The sequence below is a fragment of the Cysteiniphilum halobium genome, from assembly GCF_003574425.1.
In the GTDB taxonomy this organism is placed as follows: Bacteria; Pseudomonadota; Gammaproteobacteria; order Francisellales; family Francisellaceae; genus Caedibacter; species Caedibacter halobius.
Window position 1 is genome coordinate 46,125 of sequence record NZ_QLIU01000009.1, and the last position, 16,253, is coordinate 62,377.

Annotated in this window: 19 protein-coding genes; 14 read left to right on the forward strand and 5 right to left on the reverse strand. The window is 37.5% G+C overall.

From position 1 onward, the window contains the following. Window positions 1–59: 59 nt before the first annotated feature. The 8 genes from DNK85_RS02455 (at window position 60) to DNK85_RS02490 (ending at window position 3,995) form a co-directional block, all read left to right on the forward strand. Window positions 60–554, forward strand: a complete 495-nt coding sequence (locus tag DNK85_RS02455; protein ID WP_119327994.1) for a hypothetical protein — start codon at window positions 60–62, stop codon at window positions 552–554. A 124-nt stretch (window positions 555–678) separates the two neighbouring features. After that, window positions 679–1,035, forward strand: coding sequence for a ribosome hibernation-promoting factor, HPF/YfiA family (hpf, locus tag DNK85_RS02460; RefSeq protein ID WP_119327995.1), 357 nt, complete (start codon window positions 679–681; stop codon window positions 1,033–1,035). Window positions 1,036–1,078: 43 nt separating this feature from the next. Further along, window positions 1,079–1,531, forward strand: coding sequence for a PTS sugar transporter subunit IIA (locus DNK85_RS02465; RefSeq protein WP_119327996.1), 453 nt, complete (start codon window positions 1,079–1,081; stop codon window positions 1,529–1,531). Between the two features lie 24 nt (window positions 1,532–1,555). Next, the gene (locus tag DNK85_RS02470; RefSeq protein ID WP_119327997.1) at window positions 1,556–1,969 is read left to right on the forward strand and encodes a hypothetical protein; all 414 of its coding nucleotides are present in this window, start codon (window positions 1,556–1,558) and stop codon (window positions 1,967–1,969) included. 30 nt (window positions 1,970–1,999) lie between these two features. Then, window positions 2,000–2,893, forward strand: coding sequence for an RNase adapter RapZ (gene rapZ / locus DNK85_RS02475; RefSeq protein ID WP_119327998.1), 894 nt, complete (start codon window positions 2,000–2,002; stop codon window positions 2,891–2,893). Further along, a complete protein-coding gene (locus tag DNK85_RS02480; protein ID WP_119327999.1) occupies window positions 2,890–3,285 on the forward strand; it encodes a PTS sugar transporter subunit IIA in 396 nt (131 codons plus the stop codon). Before rapZ ends, DNK85_RS02480 begins: the two co-directional genes overlap by 4 nt. An 11-nt stretch (window positions 3,286–3,296) precedes the next feature. After that, window positions 3,297–3,572, forward strand: coding sequence for an HPr family phosphocarrier protein (locus DNK85_RS02485; protein ID WP_119328000.1), 276 nt, complete (start codon window positions 3,297–3,299; stop codon window positions 3,570–3,572). Between the two features lie 96 nt (window positions 3,573–3,668). Next, entirely contained in the window at window positions 3,669–3,995 is a 327-nt protein-coding gene (locus tag DNK85_RS02490; protein ID WP_119328001.1) for a hypothetical protein, read from the forward strand. A 2-nt stretch (window positions 3,996–3,997) separates the two neighbouring features. Here the strand turns inward: DNK85_RS02490 and DNK85_RS02495 are convergent, their stop codons facing one another. After that, window positions 3,998–4,375: a YidH family protein gene (locus DNK85_RS02495; protein ID WP_119328002.1), complete on the reverse strand. Its 378-nt coding sequence runs from the start codon at window positions 4,373–4,375 to the stop codon at window positions 3,998–4,000. Between the two features lie 135 nt (window positions 4,376–4,510). On the opposite strand from DNK85_RS02495, the gene elbB reads away from it, so the two are divergent. Next, the gene (gene elbB / locus DNK85_RS02500) at window positions 4,511–5,203 is read left to right on the forward strand and encodes an isoprenoid biosynthesis glyoxalase ElbB (RefSeq protein WP_119328003.1); all 693 of its coding nucleotides are present in this window, start codon (window positions 4,511–4,513) and stop codon (window positions 5,201–5,203) included. On the opposite strand, the gene alr is transcribed toward elbB, so the two are convergent. Genes alr through DNK85_RS02520 form a run of 4 tightly spaced genes read right to left on the reverse strand, consistent with a single transcriptional unit; the run spans window position 5,137 to window position 10,218 of the window. Next, a complete protein-coding gene (gene alr / locus DNK85_RS02505; protein ID WP_162896482.1) occupies window positions 5,137–6,288 on the reverse strand; it encodes an alanine racemase in 1,152 nt (383 codons plus the stop codon). The genes elbB and alr overlap by 67 nt on opposite strands. Window positions 6,289–6,326: 38 nt before the next feature. Beyond that, window positions 6,327–6,926: an anthranilate synthase component II gene (locus DNK85_RS02510; RefSeq protein ID WP_119328005.1), complete on the reverse strand. Its 600-nt coding sequence runs from the start codon at window positions 6,924–6,926 to the stop codon at window positions 6,327–6,329. Window positions 6,927–6,932: 6 nt separating this feature from the next. Then, a complete protein-coding gene (pabB, locus tag DNK85_RS02515) occupies window positions 6,933–8,753 on the reverse strand; it encodes an aminodeoxychorismate synthase component I (protein WP_119328006.1) in 1,821 nt (606 codons plus the stop codon). Next, window positions 8,746–10,218, reverse strand: a complete 1,473-nt coding sequence (locus tag DNK85_RS02520; protein WP_119328007.1) for a class I adenylate-forming enzyme family protein — start codon at window positions 10,216–10,218, stop codon at window positions 8,746–8,748. The genes pabB and DNK85_RS02520 overlap by 8 nt, the downstream gene beginning before the upstream one ends. A 268-nt stretch (window positions 10,219–10,486) precedes the next feature. Here DNK85_RS02520 and DNK85_RS02525 point away from each other — a divergent pair, with 268 nt between their 5' ends. From DNK85_RS02525 to erpA, 5 genes are all read left to right on the forward strand, one after another. Next, complete coding sequence (locus tag DNK85_RS02525) at window positions 10,487–11,833, forward strand: dihydroorotase (protein WP_119328008.1); 1,347 nt, start codon at window positions 10,487–10,489, stop codon at window positions 11,831–11,833. Window positions 11,834–12,205: 372 nt separating this feature from the next. Then, window positions 12,206–12,886 (forward strand): orotate phosphoribosyltransferase, encoded by a 681-nt coding sequence (gene pyrE, locus DNK85_RS02530; protein WP_235842355.1) that lies wholly within the window; start codon window positions 12,206–12,208, stop codon window positions 12,884–12,886. A 141-nt stretch (window positions 12,887–13,027) separates the two neighbouring features. Then, a complete protein-coding gene (gene rpsO, locus DNK85_RS02535) occupies window positions 13,028–13,294 on the forward strand; it encodes a 30S ribosomal protein S15 (protein ID WP_119328010.1) in 267 nt (88 codons plus the stop codon). Window positions 13,295–13,341: 47 nt separating this feature from the next. Further along, window positions 13,342–15,417, forward strand: a complete 2,076-nt coding sequence (gene pnp, locus DNK85_RS02540) for a polyribonucleotide nucleotidyltransferase (RefSeq protein WP_119328011.1) — start codon at window positions 13,342–13,344, stop codon at window positions 15,415–15,417. Window positions 15,418–15,546: 129 nt separating this feature from the next. Then, on the forward strand, window positions 15,547–15,891 hold the full coding sequence (erpA, locus tag DNK85_RS02545) for an iron-sulfur cluster insertion protein ErpA (RefSeq protein WP_119328012.1): 345 nt from the start codon (window positions 15,547–15,549) through the stop codon (window positions 15,889–15,891). The last annotated feature ends 362 nt before the right edge of the window (window positions 15,892–16,253 follow it).

The following is a 16,253-nucleotide window of genomic DNA, read 5'->3' on the forward strand; positions in this document are numbered from 1 at the left end:
TTCTAGCAAGGGCTTTGCTAAAAGATTAGTTACTGACTCTAAAAAACATGCGATAAATCATGCAAACGATTAAAAAGTATCTTATGATTCCGTTTTTTGTTTTGTTAGTTTTAGACTTAAGTGCTGCAGACACTACGGGTAAAACAAATGATCAAGTTAAGGTAGGCGATAGTCCAGTAACACAAAGTTGCTCAGCAAAAACCAGTGATTGCAATTTTGGTAACAATTGGGAGCTGTTTAAACAAAATGTATCAAATGCAGCTAGCTCAGGCGCACAAGTAGCTAAAGATGCTGCCAATAAGGCAGGCGATTATGCCCAACAAGGTTGGGATAAAACGAAATCGACTACAAAAGAGGGTTGGCAGAACACCAAAGATGCAAGCAATGAGGCTTGGGAAAAAACCAAAAAAGTGGCTGCTGAAGGTTGGCAAAATACCAAGGAAGCTGCACAAAAAGGTGCTGAAAAAGTAGACAGATACTTTAATGCAAATAAAGGTGATAAAAATCAAGCACAAGAGCCAAAGAATTCAAAAAATCAAGTACAGTCACAATAAAATAATTGATAAAATTATGCTGAACTTGCTGGTAATTCATGCGTGTAGGCGCTATCTTTTAATTATTCAAAGTTGACTTACAAACCACCACGACACTCGTGGCTATACAATGGAGGACTGCACTATGCAAATTCAAATTACAGGTCGTCATTTAGAAGTTACCCTTGCATTAAAACAATATGTGGAAGAAAAGTTAAGTAAACTTGATAACCATTTTGATCATATTATTGCTGCACGCGTTATTTTGTCAGTGGAGAAAGGAAAGCAAATGGCTGAAGCTGTGATTAACGTGCCAGGGACTGAGTTTGTAGCTAAGTCGGACTCACAAGATATGTATGCAACCATTGATATGTTACAAGATAAATTAGATGCTCAAGTAAGAAAACATAAGCAAAAATTAAAAGATCACCGTGCTGAGCGTCCTGAAGCTGAAGCCTTGATGGAAGATGATGAAGTAGTGGATATTGATGAGGAACATTGATAGAATAACACACCATCTCGTTGAGTAATTAACCATAATCCTTATGAATTTCCTATCTTCATTTATTTCTCCACAGCGTGTTATTAATAAGGCGGCATTACAGAGTCAAAAGCGCGTCTTTGAGGTATTAAGCCAGTTGTTAAAAGATGATGATATCGATATCAGTGCTGATACAATTTATCAGAAACTTTTTGAGCGTGAGCGTATTGGTAATACGGCTATTGGCAAAGAGGTTGCAGTGCCACATTGTCGAATTAAGGGCTTAACAATGACGCGTTTAGCTGTGTTAACCTTGGAGGAGGCGATTGATTATGGTGAAGAAGATCGTAAAGTCAATATCGTGATTGCCGTAATTTTTCCACAAAATGTCAATGATGTGCATATTAAGTTTATGGCTGAGCTGGTGAAATTTCTAAAACAAGAAGGAGTGATTGAAAAGATTAAAGCGTCTACTTCAAATGAATCTCTTTACCAGCTTTTTCTAGGTAATGCCTAAGTGGATAAATGACAGAAAATAAAAATGCAATACTGGCATGCAAGCTTTATAACAAACAACATTAATACTGGATTATTAGTCATCGGACCACCAAATATTGGGAAAACTGAACTTTGTTATCATATGATTAAGCACTTAAATTATTATCTAGTGGCGGATGACTTGGTAAAAATCATTAAAATTAATAGTATTTATCAAGGGTTTTTGTGTAATGATCAGTATTTTGGCGTCATGCATCACAAAAAAAAGGATTTTATTCAAGTTGAAAAAGCATTAAAGCAGTCTGTGATTAGCCATGTTGTGTATTTATATTGTCAGGTAAAAGACCTAGAGTATGTTAGTAAAGCACGTACCTTAGCTTTACCTTTAATTGAGATCAATGTCTTTGAGAAAACCTGGTATGAGTGTGCTAAGCAGTTGCAAAATATATTAGGGTAAATACAAAAGCTTTGGTAAACTGAGCAAATTATGATGAGTGAAAATGGTAAAAATTGCGTGGATAGTACATCCAAATCGGTTGTGCTTTTAGCTGGTGTTTCCGGAGCTGGTAAGTCAACCGTTTTGAGTATATTGGAAGATCAGGGATTTTTTTGTATTGAAAATCTGCCTTTATTTTTATTAGAAGAAACCCTTGCATATGTTTTAAGTCATCCGCAGTATAAACAAAATATTGTTATCTCATTGGCCCCACACTCATTTTTGGAAAATGAAAACTGTCATGTGAAACATTTGCAGAACAAGTATCAGGCGAGCCTTACTTATTGGTATATTGAAGCCAGTAGAAATGTACTGATGAAACGCTATGATGAAACACGTAGACGTCATCCTTTCTCGGATAAAACAATTACTTTAGAAAATGCAATTGATGCAGAGTTTAACGTTTTGGAAAGCTATGCAAGTGTTGCTGATTATACCTTGGATACAACGAATTTAAGTTTACAAGAACTCAGAGAAATAGTGTGCCAAAAACTTTTAGGTAAGGGGAAACTATCCAGTCAAATTAAGGTTTTCTCATTTGGTTTTAAATATGGGATGCCGCAAAAAGCAGATTATCTTTTTGATGTCAGAAGCTTACCTAATCCATATTGGGATAAGCGCTTGCGTTTGCAGACAGGACTTGATGCTGATGTAATTGCTTATTTGCAGAAGCAGACACAAGTATTAGCAATGATAGATGACATTAGTCAGTTTCTTCTGAAGTGGTGTGAGTTGCAGCAACAGCAAGGCAAAAGTTATATTGATGTGGCGATTGGTTGCACTGGTGGACAGCATCGATCCGTGTATATTGTGGAACAGCTGGCGGGCCGATTAAGAGCGAATTTTAATCATGTGATTGTGAGCCATAGGGAGTTAAAAGGATGATTGGAGTTGTATTGATTACGCATGGACAGATTGGTCAATCAATGCTTGAGGTGGCAACGCGTTTGGTCGAGATTCAAAAAGAGTATATTCAAGTAGTATCATCCTGCTCATATGATCAACCAGAATTATTAATGCGCGTTGAAAATGCCTTTAAGAATATGCCCAATTGTGATGGTTTTTTGGTATTAACGGATCTTTTTGGCGCAACGCCAACTAATGTTACACAATCATTTATGCGAGTATATAATTTAGCTGTTATTACAGGGCTTAATATGCCGATGCTTTTAAAGGCATTGACATATCATAAGCAAGCGCTATCTTTAGATGAGTTTGCAGAAAGAGTTTATGATGCATCAAAAGCATGCATTGTATTAGAAGAAGGTAATAAGTGAAAGAAACACACATGAAAGAGATTGATTTAGTGTTGATTAATCAGTTAGGATTACATGCGCGAGCGGCTTCTAAATTGGTTAACTTAGCTTTGCGTTTTAGTAGTGAAATCGAAGTTGAGGTTGTTAAAACCGGTGTTAAGGCAAATTGTAAAAGCATTATGGGATTGATGATGCTTGGTGCCAGTTGTGGCACATCGATTCGTTTAAGTGCTAAAGGAGATGATCAAGAAGAAGCACTTGATGCTATCAGGGTACTTATCCAAGATAGATTTGGTGAAGAAAGTTAAAAATGAATGGAAATCTTAAGCTTGACTTAAGTTTGCACTTTTAGAATATGTGGTATTGTTGATATTTTATAAACCTAGACAAAAGAGGAATAAGTCATGGCAAATCAGTATACAGGAAGTTTTGAACATATTATTCAACAAAAATATAACTGCAGTGCACGAGAAGTTTTAGAGCGTTGTGCGGATGAGGGGATGACCTATCAGGATGCTGAGAAGATGCTTGGGTTTAAGCATGGCACAATTCGCAAATGGGCAAACCGTTTTGATATTAAATTAAAATCCGGCATTGTTGAAAAAACAGTGAAACGGGATAGTTTTATGAAAATGTTTAATCAAAAGAGTTTGAATAAATACAATGTTTTAAGTCGTTGCTGGGGTGTTAAAAAGCGTCAGTTTGCATATATCTCAACAAATGTTAATTGAACTTAATAAAGCAACATATACCACGCATAGGTAACCATAAAGATAGTAATCACTAATAACAGTAGTCCTAGAAAAATATCTGGGACACGTGTTTTGTAGCTGATGGTTTCAACAGCGGTGATATTCTTTCGATTCATTGCAAAGCGAATGGATGAAATGATAATAATCACAACTGCTATAAGCATAATCAAAATGCCAATGATTTCAGCGGACTGTGACATCATGTTACTTGTTCTAACGCCTACACCTTTGGCCATTATGCGCAAAAAGATATCAAATTTTTCAATCAAAAAGCCAAATGCCATGAGTGCAATGGCAGTTCTAACCCACGATAGATAGGTTCGCTCATTAGCAGCGTGATCGTTGAAATGTTCTATCATATCAATATGCCAATTATATTATATTAATTTATAGTGTAGACGAAATTATAGTGATTTTTTGTGGTATTTGTTGCATTGATTCTACGATTATCTGTGATATCGTATTTCAGTTGAACAATAAAAAGGGAGCACAAAATGGCGGGAACTAAAAAAGTGGCAATATTATTGGCTGGATGTGGTGTTTATGATGGCAGCGAAATTAATGAGGCGGTTTTAACATTATTATCTTTATCAAAGCGTGGTATTAAGTATGAGATGATCGCACCCAATATGATGCAGCGCCATGTGATTAATCACATAACGGGTGATGAAGAGTCTCAAACACGCAATGTTCTTGTTGAAGCAGCACGTATTGCACGTGGTCAGATAAAAGATCTAAGATTAGCTTATCCGGATGATTATGCGGCATTGATTATTCCAGGTGGATTTGGTGTGGCTAAAAATCTGTGTGATTTTGCCTTTAAGCAAGACAGCAGCTTTAGTGTAGAACCCGCTGTAGCAGAATTTATTAATAAGTTTAAAAATGTACACAAGCCCGTTGGTTTTATCTGTATTTCGCCAGTTATTGCTGCTGAGCTTTATCCAAATGCTAAGTTAACCATTGGTAATGATCAAGCAACGGCTGATATTATTGAGCATAAAGGGGCTAAACACGTCAATCAATGTGTCACTGAGGTTTGTGTTGATCAAATAAATAAAGTTGTGAGCACGCCTGCATATATGCTTGGTCAAAGTATTGCAGAAGTTGCTTTAGGCATAGATCATTTGGTTGAAGCTGTTGTGTCTTTAATGACTGATGAGGCTTTGGCATCTTCTGACGTTAAATAAAATCGTTTAACGCGTGGGTTAACAGCAGTTAGCATGGCATAACTGGATGTACCAATTTGTTTGGCGACATCGTCCACTAATAAATGATTGATACCAAACAAAGTCACAGTATCTCCAATAGTAATATCTGCATGATTGCCAATATCAATTGCCATAAGATCCATAGAAACCTTGCCAGCACTTGGGTAGAGTTTATTGTTAATTGACACCATTGTGCCATTAGGTGCAGACTGTGGATAGCCATCGCCATAACCAATCGCAGCAATAGCAATTCTTGTTGTTGATTTAGCAATATATTGACGGTTATATCCAACTGAATCACCCTTATTAATCAACTGAATGGCGATGATATGGCTATGTAATGCCATTACGGGCTTGAGTGAACATTTTAATAATTGATGTGCTGCCGCACATGCACCATAGAGTGCTAAGCCAATACGGATCGTATTGGTGCCAAAATCATCATTATTTAAGAGAGAGGCTGCGGAGTTAAAAGCGCTAATATGGATAAAGGATTTATTTTTGACTAACACTTGAAAGCGCTGTAATTGTTTTAAAGTAAAAGCTTTATCATGAGCTTCAGATTCTGCTAAATGTGTTAATGTGTTCATTGGTTTATTATAAGCTTGCGCTTTGTGATAAAGTGATTCAAACTCATTTTCAGATAATCCCAAGCGGTTCATGCCGGTGTTGACTTTGAGCCATATCTCAGCTTGTTCACTTTGAAAGTATTCGTGCAGTAACATATATTGATAGGCGCTGTGGATAACCGGAATCAGTTTGTATTTAATCAGTGTTCTCACCATATCTTTGGAGAAAAAACCTGAAAAAATAATAACCTTGGTTCTCTTGATTCCTGCTAAAATAAGTTCAATACCTTCCTCGACACTAGCAACGCCAAAATAATCGCATAAACCATCTAATACTTTAGCAATTTCAACGGCACCATGACCATAAGCATTTGCTTTTAGCATAATGATGATGGATTTATTTGCATGCAATGCACGAATGTTGGCTAAATTAGTCAAAAGATGAGAAAGGTTAATATCTGCAAAGGCACGTAAATTGTGATGTTTTGGTGTCATGATAATAGAGCTAAAAGCCATTAGATCAATTGATTAAACTAGGATAGCGCCTTTTGCTTTAAGTACAAGTGCTTATTCGCTAAAAGAAAATTTTGTAATGTCTTTAATCCATGCTCTGTTAAATAAGCCTCAGGATGATATTGGATACCATAAATGGGTAACTGCTTATGCGCAAATGCCATCAGTTCGCCTTCTTTGGTAAGCGCTATTGGCTGTAAATCATCAGCTAAACTATTCTTATCTACAATAAGCGAATGATAACGTGTGACCAAGAGTGGAGATTGCAACCCTTGATATAATGGGTGGTTGATAAAATCGATAGAGCTGCATTGTCCATGCATGATGTTAGCTGAATGAATAACTTTGGCGCCAAAATATTGCGCTAATAATTGATGACCAAGGCAAACTCCTAAAATGGGCACGCTACTATCAATCATACGTTTGATTTCAGGATATAAATGACTTAATTCATTGGGGTGACCGGGTCCTGGTCCTATAACTACTGCAGTAAATTTGTTGTAGTTAATGGTTTTACCTAGTTGGTCTGATTTAAGTAGAGTTACTTTTTCACCCAATTGGGCAAAATAATCCATTAGAATATGTGAAAATGAATCATAATGGTCAATAAACAGCAACATATTAATTTATACTTCTTGTGTGATTGTTTGTATGCTTACAAAACATGGTATTCTACCTCTAACATCGTTAATAAGGTAAATATTCTTTGCACGTTTAAGATCTTTTATGCTGATTGAACGCTCATGGATTTGCCCTGATTGCAACAGTTTAGCGCGAGCAATGCCTGGTAGTAAGCCATCGTTAATAGGTGGTGTATATAAAATACCGTTAAGTTCAATAATGATATTATAAAAACGTGCCTCTGTTAGATGATTTTGCTCATTGAAGAAAACAAGTTCACTATTTGCCTTGTCACCAATATATTGCATATGTTTCTGTGTATAAAATCCGCGTGTAGTTTGATCGTCTGTTTTGTGTTGCCATAGTGGGTTATTTGAATCTATTGGCTCAGGACAAATAAAAAGCTCGATGCTATGAGTAGCTTGTGGTTTTTCAAGTTGTTGATGCGTGATCGTAAAATGCCCGTGATAGTTTATAGCAACTCTTAATTTATATTGTTCACTGTTTGAAGTGCTAAGAGTATTACAATATTTTAATAATGCATTTTTCAATTGAATTATATCCACCATGAAGTGTAAGATTTGTGCTGATTGTACAAGACGTTCAAGATGTAAATCATAAGATGTAAGTCCATTTTTGTTATACAGCATGGTCTCGATCAGTTGAAATTGGGGGCGATACAAGCGTTTGATAAATTGGATTTTAGCGTTCATTTCTTGCCATTCATCCTCTGGTGTGGATTGGATGGTAAAGCCGCCACCAACACCACAATGCCATAATTGATTATTCTGTTGAGTTAATGTGCGAATAGCAACATTAAAACACATGTCATTATTTGGCATAATATAACCAATACAACCTGTATATAGACCGCGTGGCGGTTCAATCTGTTGGATGATTTTCATCGTGCGTTTTTTTGGGGCACCGGTAATGGAGCCACAAGGAAATAGATGTTCAATAATATGTGCAAAAGAAATATTGCTATCCACTGTGCCAGAAATCGTTGAGGTCATTTGATAAACGCTTTTATAAGTTTCAATAACAAAGGGATTGCTAACTTCAATGGATCCAGTATGACAAATGCGTGCCAAATCATTACGCAATAGATCAACGATAATTAAGTTCTCGGCTTTATTTTTGGGATCTTCCTGCAAAAACTGGTATGATTTTATATCATCATTTTGATCTTCAAAACGTTTGCTTGTACCTTTCATTGGTTTCACCGTAATGGTTTCACCTTGCTTTTTAAAAAACAGCTCAGGTGAAAAAGATAAAACAGTCATCGGTTTGAAAGGTAAAAAGGCACTATAGCTAACCGGTTGTTGGGACTTTAGTTGAGTATAAAGTCCATCAGCGGTTAAGTTTGAGCGCAGTTGAATACGCTTGGTATAATTGATCTGGTAACTTTCACCATCGCTTAGTGCTTGTTGTACGCAAGCAAAGTCCTTAGCATACTGTGCTTTCGATAATGGGTCATAAATAAGCTCAATTGCTGGACTTTTACAGGTATTGGTCTTGTTTTTAAATGGGTTCGATGCGCATTTCTCAAAGGCGACAAAGTGTAATAATGGTATGGTGTGTTCCTTAAGCGTTGTTTTTAAGGAAGAAAAGTCAGGGTTTAGATAATATGCTGCTTCATAGCTAATAAAGCCAACAAGATATAAACCTTGTTGTTGTAAATCTATTAATTTCTCAAATGCGGATTTGAGCATCTGAAAATCAGTACATAGTACTTCACTATGCGGCTGGCTAAAGTAAAAACTCTTGTCATTGCTATCTAAGGTGTTTTCAAGATAGGCAAATGGTGGCAGATGATTCTTAAGCATGGTTGATCTCTGTTTTTAAGCGAAAGCGGTCGATTTTACCCGTGATATTAAGTGGTAATTGGGGGTATAAATAGAGCTGATCAATATGTTTGTATGTTGCGAGAAATGGTGTTAAAAAGGTATTAATGTTATTTAGAGCAAGTGGTTTATTTTCTTTGGTGGCAACACAGGCACAGACGAGTTCACCCCAAATGTCATCTTTCTTGCCAATAACTGCAACTTGTTCAATGTCAGATAGTTGATAAAGATAATGCTCAAGCTCCAAAGGCGCAATTTTAGAACCTCCTTTGACAATAATATCTTTGATACGACCCAAAAAATACAAATGATGTTCATCATCAATATAACCATAGTCACCCGTGGCTAGCCACTTTCCCTGGTGAGAGATCGGTTGCATTGGTGTTTTGATATAAAGTTCACCAATGCCTTGTTGAGTATTATTAAGATGATCATGTTCAATGGGTTTAGTTTTTATCTCGACATCATCAAAAATTTTGATTTTATTATAAGTGCTATACTCTGTTAAGTTCTGTGCATAGCCATAAACTTCCGTCATGCCCAAACCATTTAGTAGCGGCGTTTTAAATGTTTCTTTAATTAAATAGGATAAGGCTTCACTTGGTTGGTCACCAGCAACACTTAAGTGTCTAAGTTTATGATCGATTGGATTTTTTTTAGCTTCAAGTGCTAACTGGTAATACATCGTTGGTAGTAATGCCAATGCCGTAATCTTATATTTTTCAACTAGTTTAAGTGAGGTTGTTGCATCAAAGCTTGGTGCTAATACCATACAATTGCCTAAGGCTATGTTTGGTAACAGCTGATACGAGAAGGCATAAGCATGATTGAATGATAAATGCATCAGTGATATATCACCTCTCTTAAGACCATAATCAAATTGACGTGCATAGGCATAGGCTAGAATCTGATACGTATAATGCCCGTGAAAATTATAATGTCCACCCGTGCCAGAGCTTATATGATACGTAATACCGTCATGTTTGGCTTGAGCTAGACCTGTGGTGATATTGCCGGAGGTTTTCTTTACGTTGTGCAAATAATCCAAAGCATCATGAATAATAATTAATTTAATGTGTTGGGCTTGGCAGTAATCATTGAGCAAGTCAGAATGTTGTTGTGGTTCAATAATTAACAGATCAGGCTTCGCTCTTTTCACGAGTCCAAATAATTCATTGGCGATAAAGCGCGGATTAACTGGAATGCATTTAAGTCTTTGCTGCCAGCTGGCGAAAAAAAGCCCGACAGAAAAAGGTGAGTTATTTATTGCAAACATCACTTTGCGTGCTTTGTTTTTGCTTAACCAGTTAGAAATAGCGAGGCTATGTTCATACATGTTGCCATAGCTAAATACTTGATCTTGATAAATAAACATAGGCGCATTATCTAAGCGTTTTAGGTAAGTTAGAAAGTTGTCTATCGTTTGAATATCTAATGCTGTTAGCATGTTTGATCCTCCATTTATGCGCAGGTATTTTAGGGTAAAGGTGGACTTAACACAATTGAATCTTTGCTACATGGTTTACTATGTAACGATGTATAAATAAGTTGTATCAGCTAGGAGCTCTCCCCTTGTAGGATTGCTCGTGTAGCTTAAGCTGCACGGGTGAGGGGGAATTAAAACGCAACTTATTCTTTGATTTATTACTATAAAAGTGAAGTTTGCTGTTATAGAATGGAAACGTTATACAATGTGCTAAAAGGATGGTAAAGCGATGTCAAAGTATTTAATAAAATCACCAACCATTGTCAATGAAAATAAGATATTTGTCTCTGATGTGTTAGTGAAAGACGGTAGAATTGTAGAGGTTGCACGAGATATTACTGCTACGCCGGATACTAAAATCATCGATGCCGAAGGATTACATTTATTGCCTGGTATGATTGATGACCAGGTGCATTTTCGTGAGCCAGGGTTAACGCATAAGGCAGATATCGAAAGTGAGTCAAAGGCCGCAGTTGCCGGTGGTATTACCTCTTACATGGAGATGCCCAATTGTAACCCAGCGACGGTGACAATCGAGCGACTAAATGCAAAAAAAGCATTGGCGTCAACTAAGTCACATGCCAATTATGCTTTTTATCTGGGGGCAACTAACGATAATGTGGATGAGCTTCAACGTTTAAGGCCTGGAGATGCCTGTGGGGTTAAGATCTTTATGGGTGCATCAACTGGTAACATGTTAGTTGATAATGTCAAAACATTAGAAAGCTTCTTTGCCAACTCGCCAATTCTTATTGCAACACATTGTGAAGATACGCCCATGATCACACAAAATGAGGAGAAGTATCGTGCGCAGTATGGCGAAGATATACCATTTGATTTACATCCTTTGATTAGAAGCAGAGAGGCCTGTATTAAATCATCTACTTTAGCAGTCAGTTTAGCGAAAAAGTATAACACTAAGCTCAATGTGCTGCATATTACGACAAAAGATGAATTGCAATTATTTGCCGAGAATAAAGATATTCCATTAGCAGAAAAGCGTATTACTGCAGAAGTTTGTGCGCATCATCTGTTTTTTTCACGCAAGGATTATCACACGCGAGGCGCTTTAATAAAATGTAACCCAGCGGTGAAAGAAGAAGAAGATCGTTTGGCGTTGCTGCAAGCAGTTAACGACAATGTATTAGATGTGATTGCTACAGATCATGCGCCGCATACCTGGGCTGAAAAGCACCAAAGTTATTTTAAGGCGCCATCGGGGTTACCATTAGTGCAACATGCATTATTGTCACTACTTGAGCATTATCACCAAGGTGTTTTTTCACTGGAAAAAATTGTTCAGAAAACAGCGCATGCACCAGCAACAATCTATCAGGTGGAAAAGCGAGGGTTTATTCGTGAGGGATATTGGGCAGATTTCGTGTTAGTTGATCTTAATACACAAAACCATATGAGTGATGTTGAGGCAAAGTCAAAATGTGGCTGGTCACCGTTTAGTGGCTTGACTTTTTCATCCACAATTAAGAAAACCTTTGTCAATGGCATTTTGAAATATGATCATGGACGCATCGTGGCAGATGATTTGGGTATGGCGCTTGAATTTACTGGGTTTTAACCTAAATTAAACTATTTGAATTTGGTTTTATTTTTTGCATCATTTAACTGGTTTATCGTTAACCAATAGAAACTACTGTGTATCATTTTGTTTTCCTTGCTGCTTTTTTAACTCGATTTCGATTTGACTTTGAACAAGTTTGTGTATCATATAATAGAACATATTTTATCCTTATGGTTTGTGCTGGGTATATTATCTGATTTGAAATGGAATAATGCAGTTTCAAGGGTGTAATTTTATGTATTTATTTTGATACATTAATTGTTTTTGGTAAGTCATACTTCTTGTCGTTCAATCTGTCAAAAGATTTATGGATTGTTTGGCAACTAAACATTGCAAAATGATTAGCGATAAGTATATTAAACATACTTTATGACTAAGGTAAGTAAGTTATTGAAGATGAGAGATTATAACTTCTTTGACGTCGCTATTGAGGCGTCAGCGCTTAAATTTGGTGAATTTACATTAAAGTCTGGGCGTATTAGTCCTTATTTTTTTAACGCAGGATTGTTTCATTATGGTAAAACCTTACATCAACTCGCAGAATGTTACGCAGCTAAGTTAATAGAGGTCAATGTTCAATTTGATGTGTTATTTGGTCCTGCTTATAAGGGTATTTCTTTGGCGGCACTTGTTGCATCCATCCTATATAGCCGTTATGGTAAAGATGTGGGTTTTTGTTATAACCGTAAGGAAAGAAAAGACCATGGGGAAGGTGGCATGCTTGTTGGCGCAGACATTAAAGGCAAAAAAGTATTGATTATCGATGATGTAATTACCGCGGGTACTGCCATTAAGGAAGCAGTTGATATTATTAACAACCACGGCGGCACAATTAAAGGTGTATGTGTGGCTTTAGATCGTCAAGAAGTTGCACCCAATGCGGAAATATCAGCCGTTAAAATGGTCGAGAAAATGTATCAGTTTGCTGTTTACGCAATTGGTAATTTGAGCGGTTTAATTGATTATCTTAAAGCACATGGGCAGATCGAAGATGCGTTAATTGAGCGCATGAAAACCTATCAGCAAAAGTATTCGATTGCGCAAAAATAAGCTTTGGCTTTGCTTGTTGTTTCTCTAAAAAGCATGTATCATACGGCCGTTGCTAAACTGTCACGGTATTTTATGCGGTTAAATGTCTGAAATATCGCTATGGGAAGTTTACACATGCAATAAATCTTAGGAGAAAAAACTATGTTAAGCACCGAGCAAAAACAATCGATCGTTTCTGAATATCAACGTTCAGAAGGCGATACTGGCTCACCAGAAGTACAAGTTGCTTTATTGACAGCACGCATTACCGGGTTGCAGGGGCATTTTGAATCACATAAGCAAGATTTCCACTCAAGACGTGGTTTGTTGCGTTTAGTAAGTCAACGTCGTAAGCTTCTTGACTACTTAAAGAGCAAAGATATCGAGCGCTATCGCGCATTGATCGGGCGTTTAGGTTTACGTAGATAAGCTCAAAGATACGACACACCGCAAAACAATGATAATAAGGTATACAAGTGAAAATATTTAAAGAAAGCTTTCAGTTAGGACAACATCAAGTGACATTAGAAACTGGATCAATGGCGCGTCAAGCGGCAGGCTCTGTTCTAGTCACTATGGGTGACACCGTTGTATTGGTAACAACTGCAGCGCAAAAAGAGGCTAAAGAAGGTATAGATTTCTTCCCATTGACAGTCAACTACCAAGAAAAGTCATATGCAGCAGGTAAGATTCCAGGCGGGTTTCCACGTCGTGAAGGACGCCCAAGTGAAAACGAGACACTAACGGCTCGTTTGATTGACCGTCCATTGCGTCCGTTATTTCCTGAAGGCTTTTATAATGAAGTTCAAGTTGTAGCAACAGTATTATCATATGACCCTGAGGTACCACCGGATATTCCAGCGCTGATCGGTGCTTCGGCTTCGTTGGTATTATCTGGCGTACCATTTGAGGGTCCTGTTGCTGGTGTGCGTGTCGGCTTTATCGATGGGCAATATGTCTTAAACCCATCATTTGCCAAACAAGATATTTCAGAATTGGATTTAGTCGTTGCCGGTACGAAAGATGCGGTACTCATGGTTGAATCAGAAGCAAAAAGCTTACCAGAAGACGTGATGCTTGGCGCTGTTTTATATGGTCACAAAGAAATGCAAGTGATCATTGAAGCGATTAATCACTTGGCAAAATATGCTGCCAAACCGCGCTGGGATTTTACGCCAAAAGCGGAAAATAAAGCATTAAAAGAGCAGATTAAATCGCGTTTTTACAGTGAGATTAAAGCGGTTTATCAAGAAACCGAAAAACAAAAACGTGTTGAGGCAATCAATCGTTTACGCAAAACAGTGGTCGAAGCCATTGTTGCTGATGAAACGGAATTAGAAGAAGTTTCCGTTGAAGAGATTAAAACAATTTTCCACGATATCGAAAAAGAAGTTGTTCGTAAAAACATTTTAAGTGGCTTGCCACGTATTGATGGTCGTGATACACGTACTGTGCGTCCGATTAATGTGCGCACAGGTGTCCTACCTAAAGCGCATGGTTCGGCTTTGTTCACGCGTGGTGAGACGCAAGCTTTAGTGGTCACAACCTTGGGTAATGATCGTGATGCACAATTTATTGAAACCTTAGGCGGAGACAAGAAAAACCGTTATATGCTACATTATAACTTTCCACCATATTCAGTTGGTGAAACCGGTATGATTGGCACACCTAAGCGTCGCGAGATCGGTCATGCGAACCTTGCTAAACGTGCGACACAAGCAGTTTTTCCAAATGAAGATGCCTATCCTTATGTTATTCGTGTGGTTTCTGAAATTACGGAATCAAACGGTTCAAGTTCAATGGCAACCGTTTGTGGTGCATCCTTGTCGATGATGGATGCAGGCGTGCCATTAGCGGCTCCTGTCGCCGGTATCGCAATGGGACTTATCAAAGATGGTGATAAATATGCGGTGTTATCAGATATCCTAGGAGACGAGGATCACTTAGGTGATATGGATTTTAAAGTAGCTGGTACACGCTATGGTATAACTGCTTTGCAAATGGATATTAAGATCAAAGGTATTACGCGTGAGATCATGCAAGCAGCTCTTGAACAAGCCAAAGAAGGGCGTTTGCATATTCTGGGCATTATGAATGAGGTTATTTCTGAATATAAAACAGAAACCTCTGACAATGCGCCGCAAGTTGAAGTCATTACGATCGATCCAAGTAAAATCCGTGATGTGATTGGTAAAGGTGGGGCGACGGTCAAAGGGATTACTGAGAAGACAGGTGCCTCAATTGATACCTCAGATAATGGTGATGTTAAGATTTTTGCTAAGAGTCGTGATGCATTAAATGCCGCAATTGAAGAAGTGTTGGCAATAACTGCAAGTGCTGAAGTGGGTCAGACCTATAGCGGTAAAGTTGTTAAAGTCTTAGATTTTGGCGCATTTATTAATATATTACCTGGTAAAGATGGGTTATTGCCATTTGCTGAGCTTGAAAATGTCGGTGTTAATCCAAACACGATGGCAGAAGGTAAAAGCATGAACGTTATGGTGCAAAATATTGATCGTATGGGCAAAATTAAGCTTGTGCCGGTCCAATAAATTAAGTTGTGTCATCTTTCACCTTGCCCCTTATGGGGAGAGATCGCGTAGCGCCAAGCTGCGCCGGTGAAAAGTAATTGAAACTCAACTTGCTTATATAGTAAAAATAAGGGAGTGAAAGAAAGAAAAATGAGCGTTCAACAAGCACAACCGCTTAATTTCACTGATGCAGCTGCTTTGAAAGTCAAAGAGTTGATTTCAGAAGAAGATAATAATGATTTAAAGTTACGCGTATACATCACCGGTGGTGGTTGCTCTGGTTTTCAATATGGTTTTACCTTTGATGAGGAGCAAAAAGAAGATGATATGATCTTTGAGAATCATGGTGTTTACCTGTTGGTAGATGCGATGAGTTTTCAGTATCTTGTCGGCGCTGATATTGACTATAAAGAAGATGTTGAGGGTGCTCATTTTATTATCCGTAACCCAAATGCTAAGACCACCTGTGGTTGTGGATCTTCTTTTTCTGTTTAAATTTATTTGCCTTAATATTATCCAATATAGAATATAAGTAATGATGAAGATATTATCGGATACTTTTGGATTCTTGGCCTTATCCTGAATATCTATTACTACCAAAGAGCCATTGTTGAGCAGTGATATACCGCTCGTAAATCATCTTACAGTTTTCGGTGCCGAAGAAGTTTTCGATGCTTTTGATTGATTGTATTGCAGGTAATAGCTAGGACTATTGCCCAAATAGAATCACTCAAAAGAGCTTAGAATTATAGTCATTCTAATAAATACCCATATATCTTTAACCTATATCAACGCTATGTTCAACTTTTTAAATTCCTAATTTTTCAAACTGTATGATTGAATAGCCTTTACTTTTG